We start from the raw sequence: 15,403 nt of genomic DNA, 5'->3' as shown, positions 1-15,403 counted from the left end.
CGTGTCGGGGGGTGGCGCGGGAGATGAGGTGCGTCGCGGAGCGGCAGGTGTTGCTGGAGCGCGCGTATGAACGCGAGAAGCAGGAGCGCGAGCGGGTGACGGAGCGCAGTGGCTGGGAGCTGGAGGACTCGCGTGAGCGGATGGCTCGCCTGGAGAAGCTGGCGGCGGTGGGGCAGTTGACTGCGACGGTGAGCCACGAGCTGCGCAATCCGCTGGCGGCCGCGCGCACGGCGAACGCGGCGGTGGCGCGGAGGCTGCGCAACGTGGAGGGGGCGCTGGAGGACCCCCGGCTGCAGCGCTTCCTCGCCATCGTCGACCGGGAGCTGGGCGTCTGCGCCAGCCTCACGTCGGAGATGCTGGAGTTCGTGCGGGAGCGTCCGCTGGTGCTCCAGCCGTGCTCGTTGCACGGGCTGATGGAAGAGGTCATCGACGTGGTGCCCTCGCGCGAGGGCGTGGCGGTGGTGAACCACGTGCCCACGGCGCTCGAGCCCCCCTGGGTGGACCGGGAGATGCTGCGCAAGGTCCTCATCAACCTGGTGCAGAACGCGGTGGAGGCGATGCCCCTGGGCCGCCAGGGAGTCGTGGAGGTCTCCGCGGAGCTGGGCGTCGGGCGGGCCTTCCACATCCGGGTCTCCGACAACGGTGGAGGGATTCCGGCGGGTGTGCTGGACCACATCTTCGACCCGCTCTTCACCACCAAGGAGCACGGCACGGGCCTGGGATTGACGGTGGTGTCCAGCACCGTGCGGCAGCACGGTGGGACGTTGCGGGTGGAGAGCCGCGAGGGGGAGGGCAGTGTCTTCACCATCTGCCTGCCCCGAGCGCGCTCGGTGACCGGGGTCGCCTGCTCGTCGTGAGGCGCGAAGGCCCGCTCCTCAGAACAGGCGCGTGAGGCGGAGGGTGCTCGGGCCCGACAGCGCCGTCAGGCCGGAGGGATACAGGCACGGCGTGAGGTCCAGGGGACTCATCGCCTGGGTCATCATCACGGCGTCTCCCTGGAAGCGGCCTCCCGTCACCAGCCCGACGGAGACGAAGACGCGGGCGCCGTTGATGACATCCACTCCGGCGCCCTTGAGGGCGAAGGTCGAGACGGAGCCGTCATCCCAGGTGACGGTCGTCTCGCTGGGGCCCAGGTTGCCGCCGCAACTGGTGGACAGCTCCGTCGTGGCCACGAGCACGCCCGAGGTGACGAGCGTGTCGTTCGAGGTGCACGTGTCGTAGCTCGTGTAGTTCGTGGCGGTGACGCGTCGGTTGGACAGCCTGAGTCCGGGCTCCCAGGTCTGATAGGCGCCGCCGGAGCACGTCAGGTCCGTCGTGCCCACCTGCGCCGACGCGGGCGTGGCTTGGAGGAGGAGTGCGCCGAGCAGCGCGGGCAGGGCGGACAGGAGGACTCTCGACGACATGAAGGGCTCCGTGGGCGGCTGGGATGTGAGTCGCTGGAAGGCTCGGAGCGCCCGAGCCGTCCACCCCGCACCCATGAAAGCCAGTTGCGCGGGGCCGGATGAGTGAGGCCCGTGAAGCAACCTCACCAGTCCGACCGTCAGTCGCACGGCCCTGTCGGGAACCAGCGGCCCACGTCCGCCGCGCGGCGCTTCAGAGCAGCCGGGTGATGACGAGGGGGCTCGTGCCCTCCAGCGACATGAGAACTCCGTGGACGAAGACTCCCAGACGCCTTGGGACTCCAGGGCAGCCACTCGCACACGGACTCGACAGTCTTTGTGCGGAAGGCTGGAATGAATGCCTCCCGACGGGACGAGACACCCGTTGGCTTCTCGTCCCATATGTCTGTCTGAAACATCGCCCCCGACCGCGGGCCCGTCAGCTTCGGAAGGCCTCGCGCACGCCGTCGCGGCGCAAGGTGAAGAGCATCCAGACAGCCACCGGCACTCCCACGACGCAGCCGGGGGACAGGATGTACAGCGCGGTGATGCCGCCCACCGTGGCCAGGCCGTAGCCCTTGAGGTTGAGCGCGCTCAGCGCGCCCCACGCGGACAGCACGCCGCAGAGGATGCCCACCAGCAGCATCAGCGCCAGCGAGCCCGACAGCTCCAGCGGAGCCCCGCCCGGGCCCGCGAACGGCGACGTCACATTCAACGCGGCGAGCACGAAGCCCAGGATGTTGAAGATGACGTTCAGCACGCCCGTGCACAGCAGGAAGAAGGCCGGGGCGCGGACAATCTCGATGACCTTCGCGCGCGGGTCCTCCGGAGGAAGTTGGATACCAGGACCGCTCATGTACGGGCTCTCAGTGCGCTCACGATCATCCGCGTCGCCGGGGACTTGTTGAGCGTGTAGAAGTGGATGCCGGGCACGCCGCGTGACAGCAGCTCCATGCACTGCACCGTGGCGTGCGCCACGCCCAGCTGCACCACCGCGTCCGGCTGGTCCTTCACCCGCTCCAACTGCAGGCCCAGCCGCATGGGCACCGTCGCTCCGCACATCCGCGTGAAGCGCTGCACCTGCTCGAAGTTGGTGATGGGCATGATGCCGGGGACGATGGGGACGTTGATGCCCGCGCGACGGGCCCGCTCCACGAAGTCGAAGTAGAACGCGTTGTCGAAGAAGAGCTGCGTCACCACGAAGTCCAGCCCCGCATCGACCTTGGCCTTGAGATGACGCAGGTCGTCGTCACGGGAGGCCGTCTCCACGTGGCCCTCCGGATAGCACGCGCCTCCCAGGCAGAAGTTGAAATCCTCTTCTCGGATGAATCGCACCAGCTCCGTGGCGTAGGTGAAGCCACCCTCGGCGGTGACGAAGGACTTTTGTCCCTGCGGCGGATCTCCACGGAGGATGAGGACGTTGTCCATCTTCGCGTCCGCCAGCCGCTGGAGCAGCTCCCGCAGCTCCTGCCGCGTGTGGCCCACACACGTCAGGTGGGCCATGGCCTCGATTCCCGTCTCCGCCTTGATGCGCGTGACGAGCTCCAGCGTCCTGTCCCGCGTGCTGCCCCCGGCCCCGTACGTCACGGAGACGAACCCGGGCTCCAGCGGCGCCAGGTCCTCCAGCGTCTTGAGCAGGTTGGCCACCCCTTCGTCGGTCTTCGGGGGGAAGAACTCGAAGGAGAAGCAGGGGTTGGACGGATTCAATCGATTACGAATCTTCATGTTGGTCCCAGTGTAGACGGTCCCCGTCGGCCTTGATCGGCGAAGGTGCGCGGCTATAGTCCGCGCCGTTTTCACTCCCCCTTCATCAGGAGAAGCCAATGGCCCGGCGTACGCCGCTCAACGACGCCCACCGCGCGCTGGGCGCTCGGATGGTCGACTTCGCGGGTTGGGACATGCCCGTTCAGTACACCTCCGTCATCGCCGAGCACGAGGCGGTGCGCAACCACGTTGGACTCTTCGACGTGTCGCACATGGGTGAGGTGGAGTTCGCGGGGCCAGGCGCGCTGGAGACCGTCAACGCCCTCATCTCCAATGACCTCGCTCGCATCGCGGACGGGCAGGCCGTCTATGCGGGCTTGCTCAACGAGCAGGGAGGCTTCGTCGACGACGTCGTCGCCTACCGCTTCAGCCCCGAGCGCATCCTCATCTGCGTCAACGCGAGCAACCGCGACAAGGACTTCGCGTGGATGAAGGAGCATGCGCGCGGTGTCACGCCCGTGGACCGGGGTGAGGACTACGCGCAGATCGCCGTGCAGGGCCCCAAGGCCGCCGGCCTGGTGCAGCGGCTGACGAAGACGGACACGTCCAAGGTGGGCACCTACCGCTTCGCGGAGGGCGAGGTGGCGGGCGTGCGCGCCATCATCTCGCGCACCGGCTACACGGGTGAGGATGGCTTCGAGCTGTACTGCGCCCCGGGAGACGCGGTGGCGCTCTGGAACGCGCTGCTCACCGAGGGCCAGCAGGACGGCGTGAAGCCGTGCGGCCTGGCGTCGCGCGACAGCCTGCGCACGGAGATGAAGTACGCGCTCTACGGCAATGACATCGACGACTCGCACACCGCGCTGGAGGCGGGGCTGGGGTGGATCGTCAAGCTGGACAAGGCGGGCTTCATCGGCAAGGACGCGCTGGTGGCGCAGAAGGCCGCGGGCGTGAAGCGCAAGCTGGTGGGCTTCGAGCTGACCGGCGCGGGCATCCCCCGTCACGGCTACCCCATCCACAAGGACGGCAAGCCGGTGGGCGAGGTGACGAGCGGCACCATGGGCCCCACGGTGAAGAAGCCCATCGGTATTGGCTACGTGCCCGCGGAGCTGGCCGCGGAGGGCTCCACCTTCGACGTCGAGATTCGCGGTCGCGCCGTTCCCGCCGTGGTGGTGAAGACGCCGTTCCACAAGAAGCCCTGAGTTCCTTCTAGCCCTGTCGAGGAGCACCCCATGTCCGATCCGAACATCCCCGAAAACCTCAAGTACACCAACGAGCACGAGTGGGCCCGCGTCGAGGGCAACAAGGTGACGGTGGGCATCACCTTCCATGCCCAGTCCACGCTCGGCGACGTCGTCTATGTGGAGCTGCCCAAGGTGGGCACCACCATCGACCAGGGGGAGCCGTTCGGCACCGTCGAGTCCGTGAAGGCCGTCTCCGAACTCTTCTCGCCCGTCTCTGGCAAGGTCGTGAAGGTGAACGAGGAACTCACCTCCGCCCCGGAGACGCTGAACACCGACCCCTATGGCGACGGGTGGATCGTCGAAATCGAGCTCTCGGACACCAGCCAGCTGAGCGAGCTCCTGGACGCCGCCGCCTACGCCAAGCTGCTCAAAGAAGCCTGAGAGTGAAGCGCCGCAGGGCCGTTGTTAGTGACGGTCCTCGAATTTTCCGACTCCGCCGTCGTGAGTCGCACGCGAGCCACCACCGCCATGTCCCTGAACTGGAAGTACCAGGAGTCGTTCGCCGGCCGGCACATCGGTCCGGATGAGCAGGAGCTGAAGCAGATGTTGTCCGCGCTGGGCGTGGACTCGCTCGATGCTTTCATCGACCAGACCGTGCCTCCGGCCATCCGCTCCAAGGAGCCGCTGCGGCTGGGGCCGGCGCGTGGGGAGCATGACCTGCTCGCTCAGCTGGAGGCCATCGCCGCGAAGAACCAGGTGTTCCGGTCCTTCATCGGCATGGGCTACCACGACACGCACACGCCCAACGTCATCCTCCGCAACATCTTCCAGAACCCGGGCTGGTACACGCAGTACACGCCCTATCAGGCGGAGATTGCCCAGGGCCGGCTGGAGGCGCTGCTCAACTTCCAGACGCTGGTGATGGACCTGACGGGCTTGGAGGTCGCCAACGCGTCGCTGCTCGACGAGGGCACGGCCGCCGCCGAGGCGATGGCGCTGGCGCTGCACGTGAAGGGCGACGACGCCAATGCCGCCTTCTTCGTCTCCGAGGGCTGCCACCCGCAGACGGTGGATGTGGTGCGCACGCGCGCCGAGCCGCTGGGCGTGGAGGTCGTCGTGGGTGACCACCGCACGGTGGACCTGGGCGCGAAGAAGTACGTGGGCGCGCTGGTGCAGTACCCGGCCACGGATGGGGCGGTGCTGGACTACCGCGCGTTCGGCGAGAAGGTTCACGCGGCGGGGGGCCTGTTCATCGTCGCCGCGGACCTCTTGAGCCTCACGCTGCTGACGCCTCCGGGCGAGTTCGGCGCGGACGTGGCGGTGGGCAGCGCGCAGCGCTTCGGCGTGCCCATGGGGTACGGCGGTCCGCACGCGGGCTATTTCGCGACGAAGAACGCGTACACCCGCGTGATGCCGGGCCGCCTCATCGGCGTCTCCGAGGACGCGCAGGGCCGGCGCGCGCTGCGCATGGCGCTGCAGACGCGCGAGCAGCACATCCGCCGCGAGAAGGCGACGAGCAACATCTGCACCGCGCAGGTGCTGCTGGCCGTCATCGCCAGCATGTACGCCGTCTACCATGGGCCCCAGGGCCTGAAGGCCATCGCCGAGCGCGTACACGGGCTCACCGTGTTGCTGGCGCGGGGGCTGGCGAAGCTGGGCCTGAAGGTCCGGCACGAGCAGTACTTCGACACGCTGCGCGTGGAGCTGACGACGCCGCAGGTGCGCGCGGTGCTCGGGGCGGCGGAGTCGGCGCGGATGAACTTCCGCCGCATCGACGAGAAGACGCTGGGTGTGTCGCTGGACGAGACCTCCCGCGTGTCCGACGTGGAGGCCATCCTCACCGCGTTCGCCACGGGCGCGGGCAAGGCGGCGGCTCCGTCGTTGGAGGACGTGGGCGCCAACGTGGAGACGCCGGTGGTGCCGGAGCTGCGCCGCACGAGCGCGTTCCTCACGCACGCCGTCTTCAACAGCTACCACTCCGAGACGGAGATGCTGCGCTACATCCGGCGGCTCGAGGCGAAGGACCTGTCCTTGACGCACTCGATGATTCCGCTGGGCAGCTGCACGATGAAGCTCAACGCCACCGCGGAGATGATTCCGGTGACGTGGCCGCAGTTCGGCCGGCTGCATCCCTTCGCGCCCACCTCGCAGGCGGCCGGCTACAAGGTCATCTTCGAGCAGCTCGAGCAGATGCTCTCGCAAATCACGGGCTTCGCGGGCTGCTCGCTGCAGCCGAACGCCGGCAGCCAGGGCGAGTACGCGGGCCTGCTCGTCATCCGCGCGTACCACCAGGGGCGAGGGCAGGGGCACCGCGACGTGTGCCTCATCCCGTCCTCGGCGCACGGCACCAACCCGGCCTCCGCCGTCATGGCGGGCTACAAGGTCGTCGTCACCAAGTGCGATGAGAACGGCAACATCGACCTGACCGACTTGCGTGCCCGCGCGGAGGAGCACAAGGACAAGCTCGCCGCGCTGATGGTGACGTACCCGTCCACGCACGGCGTGTTCGAGGAGGAGATCAAGGAGATCTGCTCCATCATCCACGAGCGCGGTGGGCAGGTGTACATGGATGGCGCGAACCTGAACGCGCAGGTGGGCCTCACGGCGCCCGGGCTGGTCGGCGCGGATGTCTGCCACATCAACCTGCACAAGACGTTCTGCATCCCGCACGGCGGTGGTGGCCCGGGCATGGGTCCCATCTGCGTGGCGAGCCACCTGGTGAAGTACCTGCCGGGACACCCGGTCATCCAGACGGGCGGGGCGGACGCCATCGGCGCCATCTCCGCGGCCCCGTGGGGCAGCGCGAGCATCCTGCTCATCTCCTGGATGTACATCGCGATGATGGGCGGGGAGGGTCTGACAAAGGCGACGAAGCTGGCCATCCTCAACGCCAACTACATCGCCGAGCGGCTCCAGCCCCACTACCCGGTGCTGTACCGGGGCAAGCGGGGCAGGGTGGCGCACGAGTGCATCGTCGACCTGCGCCCGCTGAAGAAGACGTCGGGTGTCGAGGTCGAGGACGTGGCCAAGCGGCTGATGGACTACGGGTTCCATGCGCCGACGGTGTCGTTCCCCGTCGCGGGCACGCTGATGATCGAGCCGACGGAGAGCGAGTCCCGCGCGGAGCTGGACCGTTTCTGCGACGCGATGATCGCCATTCGTCAGGAGATTCGTGAGGTCGAGGAGGGCCGCATGCCGAAGGACAACAACGTCCTGAAGAACGCGCCCCACACGGTCCGCACGATTACGAATCCGGAGTGGAACCGTCCGTACTCGCGAGAGCTGGCGGTGTTCCCGGCGCCGTGGGTGCGCGACAACAAGTTCTGGCCGTCCGTGGGACGCCTGAACAACGTGCTCGGGGACCGCAAGCTCGTGTGCTCGTGCCCGCCCATCGAGGACTACATGACGCCGGAGCCGAAGCCCGCCGTCGCCTGACGGGCCGTATAGGCCGGGTGCTTCCTGGGGCCGTCTTCCCGTACGTAGGGAGGCGGCCCTTGTCGTTACGCGGGGCCTTTGCCTCGGCCCACGAGAGCATGCGGCTCTTGTCTCTCGCGGGGCCGTCGCGCTCCCACGCGTCACGCGGGGGCGCCGACTCAGCTCACGTGCGGCGTGGCACCTTGCGCGCGGTCCGCGCCGTCGTGCTCCGGCTCCACGTGGACGACGACGTCCACCACCTGCGGATAGGCGGCGTGGAGTGTGCGCTCCACCCGGTCCGCCACCTCGTGGGCCTGCGCGGTGGTGAGGTTCGGGTCCACCTCGATTTTCAGGTCCACGTAGACGCTCTCCTCCATGCCCCGGCTGCGCACGTCTCGGCAACTGCGCACGCCGGCCACGCCCACGGTGTGCTGCGCCACCTGCGCGGGGTCCAACCTCGCCGTGTCGGAGAGGATGCCCACGGCCTGCCGGACGATGCCGTAGGCCACCCAGGCCACGAAGACCATGACGCCCAGCGCGATGATGCCGTCCGCCTTGGGGTAGCCCATCGCCACCAGTCCCAACGATGCAAGCACCGCCAGCGTGACGAAGACGTCCGACATCGTGTGGCTCGCGTCCGCCAGCAGCAGGCTGCTCTTGTACTTGCGCCCGTAGTGCCCCTCCACGCGCGTCACCACCAGATTGACGCAGAGGGTGAGCACCATCACCACCGCCATGGCCGGCGTCACCTGCGCGTGACGGTCATGCATCAGGGAGTCGAGCGCCATGCGCCCCAACTCCAACATGCCGATGCCAATCATCGCGCCGATGCCCAGCGACGCGAGCGCCTCGAACTTGCCGTGCCCGTAGGGGTGGTCCTCGTCCGCGGGCCGCGAGGCCACGCCCATGGCCACCAGTCCCAGCACGTTGGAGCCACCGTCGATGAACGAGTGGAGTCCATCCGCCGTCACGGCGGCGGACTGGCTGATGAGTCCGAAGATGAGCTTCGCGCCGGCCACCACCCAGTTGGCCAGGAGGATGGCGAGCAACACGAAGCGGATGCGTTTGCTGCGCTGCTGGAGCGCGACGCTTCTCTCGGCGGGGGAGGTGTCCACGGCGCGGCACCGTAGTGGGAACCGCGTCCGGCCGCGAGGACCTCGCACGCCACGCGTGGTGAAGCGAACGTCAGTTGGGCTGACGGAACAGCCGCATGCGCGGGCCGCCACCCATCTCCAGGAAGAAGCCGAACGAGAAGCGCACCTTCGAGTCGTCGTTCAACAACCCTGGCGGTGGGTTGGGGAAGGGCTGCGCGCGCTGGAACGAGGACACGGCCTCCATGTCCAGGAAGTCCAGGCCGCTGCTCTTCTCCACCTCAATGTTCGTCACGCGGCCCTTCTCGTCCAGCGTGATCTCCAGCATCGTGTGCCGGTCCTTCCCGGTGAACATGTTGCCGGTGGGGTCTCTGCGGCGCAGCGTCTCGTTGGGCTTCCAGTGCATGCCCACGCTCTGCTTCACGCGGTTGAAGAAGCTGGCGTACTTCCACTCGCGAGAGTTGAGCAGCGTGCCGTCGCCTTCGTCCACGTCGCGCAGGTGGTCATTGGGCGCCGCGCCCACCACCTTGTCCATCACCGCGCGCGACGGCATCAACGCGGCGATGCCCGGCGAGCCCACGCGTCCGGCGGAGCCTTCTTCCTCGCCTCCGGTGTCGCCCGGCTGGATTCGCAGCCGCTTCGCGTTGCCCGACAGCTCGTCGCTCTCGTTCTGGTTGTTCACCGCCACGCCCCCGGGCGTGTTCGGGTCCGTCTTCACCTTCACTTCGTTCTTGCGGTGGATGTCGGGGATCTCGAAGGCGAACTTCTGGCCACCCTCGGCGAGCGGCCGGTCATCGTTGCCCATGCCGTTGTTGCCGGCGATGCGCGGCGCCTGTGGCTCCACGTCCGCGCCCTTCTGCTCCTGGGGCGCGGTGCGCTGCGGCATGGCGTTCCGGTAGAAGGGCGTCTGCTCCCGGGCCCGCGTCTCCTTGTCCACGCGGTTGTTGTGCTCCGCGAGGTACTTCGCGTCGGGGGCTTCCTGCTCGTTGCCCGGCGCCAGGTCCACCACCTGCCCATTGGGCCGGGTCTCCGGCTTCTTCTCTTCGGGCTTCTTGTCCTGGACGCGGGGCTTCTGGGTCGTCTGCGTCTTCGAGTCCGTCTTGCCCCGGTTCCGGGACCACTGGTCCTCCGTCAGGGGCCGCACGGCCACGGACGTGGGAGGACGCGTGACGGGCTTGCGCTCACGCCCCGTGGGGGGAAGCGTTCCCGTGAAGAGCACGACCGACAGGTAGGCGACATGGACCGCCAGGGCAAGCAGCACCGCGGCGACCACTCGCCACGGGGATTGCCGCCGCCTCTTGCGGCGCCAGTCTGTCTTCGGAGAGGAACCCGTGCTCACGGCGCGATGATAAACCTCCGGGCCCGCTGCCTAGTCCCGTCCCGTTCGCGGCAGAACAGGTGGGCAGGGGAGGACATTCACGAGACGTGCACTGTTCCGCAGGCGCGCCCCCTCTTCACGTCAGTAAATAGGGGCGACTTCAGCACCATTGAAGTAGTGACGGAGGATATCCTGGTAGCGCTGCCCGGCCTCCGCTCGGCCGATGGCGCCCGTCTGACACATCCCTACTCCGTGGCCCCAGCCTCCGCCACGGAAAAGCCAGTGGGTGGGCCGGCCCTCGGCGTTCCGCTCGGCTTCCACCACCGCCATGCTGCTGTTCAACATCCCGAAGAGCCGCCGGATGTTCAGTTCGCCACGCACCTGGGTGGCCCCCAGGTCCCCGGATAACGCGAGCACCCGGGCCCGCCCGGACACGCCCCGCTCCTGGAAGCTCATGGCCTGGACTCGGCCCACGCCCAGCCGGGCGACGAGCGCGTCCACCTGCGCCGCCGTGAAGCGCTTCTCCCAGCGGAACTTGCTGGGCTGGGCGAAGCTGGACAGCCGGCAGGCGGCCCCCACGTCGGGCGTGGCCAGCCAGGCCTCCAGCCGCGAGGGGGAAGGGGAGGCCTCCGAGGGCTCCAGGATGTCCGGGCGTCCGCGCAGGCTCGGGTCCGGTGGGCCGCCCCAGACGATGTCGTTGTCCTCGGTGTGGCCGCCGCACACCGCGCTGTAGACGGAGTCCACCAGCCGACCGTCCGCGCTGAACAGCGCCTCGCCCCGGGTCGCCTCCACCGCCGCGGAGGTGCTGGCCGCCTCGCCCGTGCGGCCGCGGTACACCGCGCAGTGCTGCTCCGAGCACAGCAGATACGGGTCCGCCAGGTGCTTGATGCCCACCTTCGCGAGCACCTCGCCGCGCGCGGTGACGGCCTGGGCCTTGAGCGCCTCCGAGTGGGCCCGCGCGAAGATCTCCGCCGGCACCAGGCCCTTGAGCAGGTCCTCGAGCGGCACCACGTTCACCACGGCCAGCAGGCCCGCGCGGTCCACGGAGAACTGGAGCGCGCCCCGGAAGGTCCGGTCCTCGAAGCCGTGGAAGTCGTAGCCGACGCCGAACTCCACCTGACGCACGTCGAAGCCCGCGCCGTCCGGTGAGTCCGCGTCCAGTCGGTCCTGCGCCAGGCCCACCACCGCGCCGGACTCGTCGCGCACCTCGAGGATGGCGCGCGCCGGGGTGCGGACCTCCTCGAAGAGTGTCGTCCTGGCGCCGAACTGGTGCAGCAGCTCCGCCTGTCGCGTCGCCGCGTCCTCGGGGGTGAGCACTTCATCGACGAGGAGCAGCGAGCGCCGGTTGTCGATGACCTTGCCGGCGATGCCGTACACCGCGCCCAGCACCTGCGCGCGCACCGCGAGGCCCCGCGCCTTCCACTCTTCCTGCGCGGCGGCGAGACCCTCCCGGTCCGCGAACCGGTGCTCGCCCAACTGCACGCGCGCGGCGAGCACCGCCGGCTCGCCCTGTGTCACGCGCACCGTCCACCGCGTTCCCGCCGCGGCGTCCAGCACCTTGTCCACCGCCCCACCGAAGCGCATCCGCATCCGGCCTCGGGGGGAGAACGTCGCCTCGCGCCGTCCTTCCATGAGCTTGATGGGGAGCCGGGGCTCTCCGCCTCGGAAGTCCAGGCGCTTGAGCTCGCCGGGCCCCGGAATGCCCTGGGCCAGCGGGTCTTCTCCGGGCGTGCTCACGGCCGTGGAGGGCTCCACGCCCGCGTCGGTCGTCCCGGCGTCCTCGACGGGTAGCGGCGCCACGGAGCCCCCATCCGTTCCGGCGTCCTGGCGCTCGCTGGCCGGGCTGTCCATCGAGGCGCCGGCCAGGTTCGGTGGTGGCTTGGGGCTCGCGCAGGAGGCGAACAGCACGACGGAGAGCAGGAGCAGGACGGCGGTGCGCACGGGGGGCGACACCGTACCCGCCGGGGCGGGGCCTGTCACGGACCGGACGCCCGTTGGCTCGTTCGGGTGGGCTTGGCACGTGGCGAATAGAACGCGGCGCGTCTCGCGTTGGTCCTGCTCATGCGAATTTTCAAAGGCAACTACCTGAAGCTGAAGACTCCCGTGGCCACCCTGGCCGCCAGCCTGCTCATGCTCGGTTCGACCGCTCACGCAGCGGGCCTGGGTGCCTTCCTTCCCACTCCGAACATCCCCGGTGCTCCGGTGACTCGGACGCCCTCCAATCCTTCGACGCCCGCCAATCCGTCGACGCCCGGCGCCCCGACGGCGACCGGCAGCCTGCCTCCCATCGGTGTCCAGGCCGTCCCCAACACGCCCGTGGCCGCGCTGCCGTCGCATCCGGACCACTCCAACATCGCCACGCCTTCGCCCCAGCCGGGCATCCAGGCGAATGCGCTGTCGCCCGCGTCAGCGAAGTCCTTTACCCGCGAGTGGGTGGTGAGCCCCTCTGGAAATGACGCCGGTGACGGCAGCGCCGCGCAGCCCTTGCGCACCATCAACAAGGCCATCAGCCAGGCGGGCCCTGGCGAGGTCATCCGCGTGCAGGCTGGGACGTACGCCGAGCGCGTCATCATCGGCGCCAACGCGAAGCCGGGCACCGAGGGCGGGAAGATCACCCTCCAGGGCGAGGGCAGCCCGCGCATCATCCCTGGTGCTGGCAGTGGCGCGATGGTGCAGGTGCGTCAGCCGCACTGGGTCATCGACGGCTTCGAACTGGACGTGCAGCGTCAGCCCATCTTCGGCGTCACCTTCGAGGGCAACGTCGCCGGCTCCACGCTGGTGAACTCGGAGCTGCACCACGGCGGTGGTGGCGCGGGCGTGACGACCTACAACAAGGCCACTGGCGCCATCATCGAGAACAACCACATCCACGACTTCCTGAAGACGACGGGCAACCAGGACTCGCACGGCGTCGTCGTGCAGCCCACGTCCAAGGACATCACCGTCCGCAACAACGACATCCACGACAACTCGGGTGACTCCGTGCAGTGCCTGGGGCCCGAGGGCTTCAGCTCGTTGCCGCCCGCGGACGGGGTGCTGGTGGAGAACAACCACTTCTACAACAACCGTGAGAACGCGGTGGACATCAAGACCTGCTACGGCGTGGTCATCCGCAACAACCGCATGCACCAGTTCCGCCCGTCGAGCACCGCCAAGGGCGACGTGGTGGTGGTGCACTACTCCGCCAACAACGTGATGGTGGAGGACAATGAAATCTACGACGGCGCCAAGGGCATCTCCGTGGGTGGGAATCACGAGGGACCCGTGCCCTCCGGCATCGTCGTGCGCCGCAACCGCGTGCATGACATCACCGCGGCGGGCGGCGGGGAGGGCACGGGCATCCGCCTGGAGAACTCCAAGGGCACCGTGGTGGTGAACAACACCGTCACCAACGTGTCCACCGGCCTCGTCATTGGCCACGGCACGGGCGGCCCCACCCAGTCCCCGGTGGTGCGCAACAACATCCTGGACGGTGCCATCTCCGTGGACGTGGGCGGACAGGCGCCGGGCATGAAGCTGGGCAACAACCTCTTCGCCGCCAGTGGTCAGTTCAAGAGCAACGGCGCGGTGGTGAGCGTGGACCAGTTCAAGTCCACGACGGGTGACGCGTCGTCCGCCAGCGGCTCCGCGGACCTGGGCGAGGGCTTCGGCCCGGGTGCCCTGGCCGTGGACAAGGGCACCGACGTGGGCCTGCCGTTCTGCGGCGGTGCTCCCGACATCGGCGCCGTGGAACTGGGCTGCTGATCCGCTGAACCGTCTCCAGGGGGAGTGCCGGGCCTCCGTACGACCGGCCTGCCACTGGGCCCGCGGAAAATGAAAAGGCCCGATGCGGAGTGACTTCCGCATCGGGCCTTTTTTCATTGAGGCGCCACCCGGATTCGAACCGGGGAATGAAGGTTTTGCAGACCTTTGCCTTACCACTTGGCTATGGCGCCAACGGCTGGGGCCGGGTTTATACGCAGCCCTCCGCCGCCCGGTCAAGATTCAACGGAAGCCGTGGGCGGCTCCGGCCGGTACGATTCGCGTCAGAAGCGGTGCCCGTCGCTGGGCTTCGCGCGCTCGAATGGGCCGAGGGGTTTCCAGATGCTGCATGGTCATGGGGTGTACGAGGAAGAGCACGACGCCTTTCGCCGCACGGTGAGGGCGGTGGTGGAGAAGGAGATCCTCCCCCACGTCGCGGGTTGGGAGGAGGCGGAGGAGTTCCCCCGGGAGCTCTTCGCGCGCTTCGGTGAGCTGGGCTTCCTGGGGTTGAAGTACCCCGTCGAGTACGGCGGCACGGACGCCGGCCCCCTCTACGAGGCGGTGCTGCTGGAGGAACTGGGGCGGTGTGGCTCGGGCGGAGTGTCCGCGGGCCTGGGGGCGCAGTTCACCATCGCCACCGGCCCCCTCCACCTGTTCGGCACGGACGAGCAGAAGCGCCGCTGGCTGGCCCCGGCGATTCGGGGCGAGAAGATTGGCGCGCTGGGAATCACCGAGCCGGATGCCGGCTCGGACGTGGCGGGCCTGCGCACCACGGCGCGGCGCGATGGCGCCCACTACGTCGTCAACGGCTCCAAGACGTACATCACCAACGGCGTGCGCGCGGACTTCGTCGTCATGGCGGTGAAGACGGACACCTCCGCGGGGCACAAGGGGCTGTCCATGCTGGTGGTGGAGAAGGACACGCCCGGCTTCACGGTGAGCCGCAAGCTGAAGAAGCTGGGGTGGCGGGCCTCGGACACCGCCGAGCTGTTCCTGGAGGACTGCCGCATCCCCGTGGAGAACCTGCTGGGGGTGGAGAACCAGGGCTTCTCGCAGATCATGGGCAACTTCCAGTGGGAGCGCCTGTCGCTCGCGCTGGGGGCCGTGGGCGCCATGGAGGACATGCTGGAGCGCGTCGTCGAGCACGTGAAGTCGCGCCGCGCCTTTGGCCAGTCGCTCAGTCAGCTCCAGGTGGTGCGCCACAAGCTCGCGGACCTGTTCACCGCCCGCGAGTGCGCCCGTCAGCTGACCTACCACGCCCTGCGCCTTCACGCGGCGGGGGAGTGGGCCGTGGCGCAGACCTCCATGGCGAAGAAGGTCGCCACGGAGACCGCGTGCCGCGTCGCCGACGAGTGCCTCCAGCTCCACGGGGGCGCGGGCTACATGATGGAGTACGACATCCAGCGTCATTGGCGGGATGCCCGCCTGGGTCCCATCGGTGGCGGGGCCAGCGAGGTGATGAACGAGATCATCGCCAAGCAGCTCGGCCTGTAGGCCCGCCGGCCCCGGTGCGACCGGGGAGGGGCAGGCGACCAGGCGGGATGGAAGAGGTCCGCGGGGTCCCGGGTTGAG

General features: G+C 68.8%; 12 protein-coding genes and 1 tRNA gene. 6 read left to right on the top strand and 7 right to left on the bottom strand.

The features are described 5' to 3' along the window. Positions 1 to 857, top strand: an 857-nt coding sequence (locus tag FJV41_RS12485; protein ID WP_246137168.1) for a sensor histidine kinase, incomplete at its 5' end; no start/stop codon positions are given. An 18-nt stretch (positions 858 to 875) separates the two neighbouring features. Here the strand turns inward: FJV41_RS12485 and FJV41_RS12480 are convergent. From FJV41_RS12480 to metF, 3 genes are all read right to left on the bottom strand, one after another. Continuing rightward, positions 876 to 1,403, bottom strand: coding sequence for a hypothetical protein (locus FJV41_RS12480; RefSeq protein WP_141642680.1), 528 nt, complete (start codon positions 1,401 to 1,403; stop codon positions 876 to 878). 415 nt (positions 1,404 to 1,818) lie between these two features. Continuing rightward, a complete protein-coding gene (locus FJV41_RS12475) occupies positions 1,819 to 2,235 on the bottom strand; it encodes a hypothetical protein (protein ID WP_141642679.1) in 417 nt (138 codons plus the stop codon). Then, positions 2,232 to 3,104 (bottom strand): methylenetetrahydrofolate reductase [NAD(P)H], encoded by an 873-nt coding sequence (gene metF / locus FJV41_RS12470; RefSeq protein ID WP_141642678.1) that lies wholly within the window; start codon positions 3,102 to 3,104, stop codon positions 2,232 to 2,234. Before metF ends, FJV41_RS12475 begins: the two co-directional genes overlap by 4 nt. A 98-nt stretch (positions 3,105 to 3,202) precedes the next feature. Here metF and gcvT point away from each other — a divergent pair, with 98 nt between their 5' ends. From gcvT to gcvP, 3 genes are all read left to right on the top strand, one after another. After that, positions 3,203 to 4,285: a glycine cleavage system aminomethyltransferase GcvT gene (gene gcvT, locus FJV41_RS12465; protein WP_141642677.1), complete on the top strand. Its 1,083-nt coding sequence runs from the start codon at positions 3,203 to 3,205 to the stop codon at positions 4,283 to 4,285. A gap of 30 nt (positions 4,286 to 4,315) precedes the next feature. Further along, entirely contained in the window at positions 4,316 to 4,708 is a 393-nt protein-coding gene (gene gcvH, locus FJV41_RS12460) for a glycine cleavage system protein GcvH (RefSeq protein ID WP_141642676.1), read from the top strand. A gap of 87 nt (positions 4,709 to 4,795) precedes the next feature. Beyond that, entirely contained in the window at positions 4,796 to 7,702 is a 2,907-nt protein-coding gene (gene gcvP, locus FJV41_RS12455) for an aminomethyl-transferring glycine dehydrogenase (RefSeq protein ID WP_141642681.1), read from the top strand. Positions 7,703 to 7,860: 158 nt separating this feature from the next. Here gcvP and FJV41_RS12450 read toward each other — a convergent pair whose 3' ends face one another. The 3 genes from FJV41_RS12450 to FJV41_RS12440 all read right to left on the bottom strand — a co-directional run bounded on the left by FJV41_RS12450 (position 7,861) and on the right by FJV41_RS12440 (position 12,031). Then, the gene (locus FJV41_RS12450) at positions 7,861 to 8,796 is read right to left on the bottom strand and encodes a cation diffusion facilitator family transporter (RefSeq protein ID WP_141642675.1); all 936 of its coding nucleotides are present in this window, start codon (positions 8,794 to 8,796) and stop codon (positions 7,861 to 7,863) included. Between the two features lie 70 nt (positions 8,797 to 8,866). Then, positions 8,867 to 10,111 (bottom strand): energy transducer TonB family protein, encoded by a 1,245-nt coding sequence (locus tag FJV41_RS12445; RefSeq protein WP_141642674.1) that lies wholly within the window; start codon positions 10,109 to 10,111, stop codon positions 8,867 to 8,869. Positions 10,112 to 10,231: 120 nt separating this feature from the next. Next, positions 10,232 to 12,031 carry a SpoIID/LytB domain-containing protein gene (locus tag FJV41_RS12440; protein ID WP_246137167.1) on the bottom strand — a complete coding sequence of 600 codons (1,800 nt, stop codon included), beginning with the start codon at positions 12,029 to 12,031 and terminating at the stop codon, positions 10,232 to 10,234. Positions 12,032 to 12,151: 120 nt separating this feature from the next. On the opposite strand from FJV41_RS12440, the gene FJV41_RS12435 reads away from it, so the two are divergent. Continuing rightward, positions 12,152 to 13,834: a right-handed parallel beta-helix repeat-containing protein gene (locus FJV41_RS12435; RefSeq protein WP_246137166.1), complete on the top strand. Its 1,683-nt coding sequence runs from the start codon at positions 12,152 to 12,154 to the stop codon at positions 13,832 to 13,834. 119 nt (positions 13,835 to 13,953) lie between these two features. Here the strand turns inward: FJV41_RS12435 and FJV41_RS12430 are convergent. Further along, positions 13,954 to 14,025, bottom strand: a tRNA-Cys gene (locus tag FJV41_RS12430). Positions 14,026 to 14,173: 148 nt separating this feature from the next. Here FJV41_RS12430 and FJV41_RS12425 point away from each other — a divergent pair. Continuing rightward, the gene (locus FJV41_RS12425; RefSeq protein WP_141642671.1) at positions 14,174 to 15,325 is read left to right on the top strand and encodes an acyl-CoA dehydrogenase family protein; all 1,152 of its coding nucleotides are present in this window, start codon (positions 14,174 to 14,176) and stop codon (positions 15,323 to 15,325) included. The last annotated feature ends 78 nt before the right edge of the window (positions 15,326 to 15,403 follow it).

The organism is Myxococcus llanfairpwllgwyngyllgogerychwyrndrobwllllantysiliogogogochensis (assembly GCF_006636215.1).
GTDB classification, from domain to species: Bacteria; Myxococcota; Myxococcia; order Myxococcales; family Myxococcaceae; genus Myxococcus; species Myxococcus llanfairpwllgwyngyllgogerychwyrndrobwllllantysiliogogogochensis.
The sequence above is the reverse complement of the archived record's forward strand: the minus strand, read 5'-3'. Positions and strand labels throughout refer to the sequence as shown.

Bases quoted from the DNA above. Each gene is read 5' to 3' on its own strand.
- FJV41_RS12435 (WP_246137166.1), top strand. From the start codon at position 12,152: ATGCGAATTTTCAAAGGCAACTACCTGAAGCTGAAGACTCCCGTGGCC.
- FJV41_RS12475 (WP_141642679.1), bottom strand. From the start codon at position 2,235: ATGAGCGGTCCTGGTATCCAACTTCCTCCGGAGGACCCGCGCGCGAAG.
- gcvH (WP_141642676.1), top strand. From the start codon at position 4,316: ATGTCCGATCCGAACATCCCCGAAAACCTCAAGTACACCAACGAGCAC.
- FJV41_RS12425 (WP_141642671.1), top strand. From the start codon at position 14,174: ATGCTGCATGGTCATGGGGTGTACGAGGAAGAGCACGACGCCTTTCGC.
- gcvT (WP_141642677.1), top strand. From the start codon at position 3,203: ATGGCCCGGCGTACGCCGCTCAACGACGCCCACCGCGCGCTGGGCGCT.
- gcvP (WP_141642681.1), top strand. From the start codon at position 4,796: ATGTCCCTGAACTGGAAGTACCAGGAGTCGTTCGCCGGCCGGCACATC.
- FJV41_RS12480 (WP_141642680.1), bottom strand. From the start codon at position 1,403: ATGTCGTCGAGAGTCCTCCTGTCCGCCCTGCCCGCGCTGCTCGGCGCA.
- metF (WP_141642678.1), bottom strand. From the start codon at position 3,104: ATGAAGATTCGTAATCGATTGAATCCGTCCAACCCCTGCTTCTCCTTC.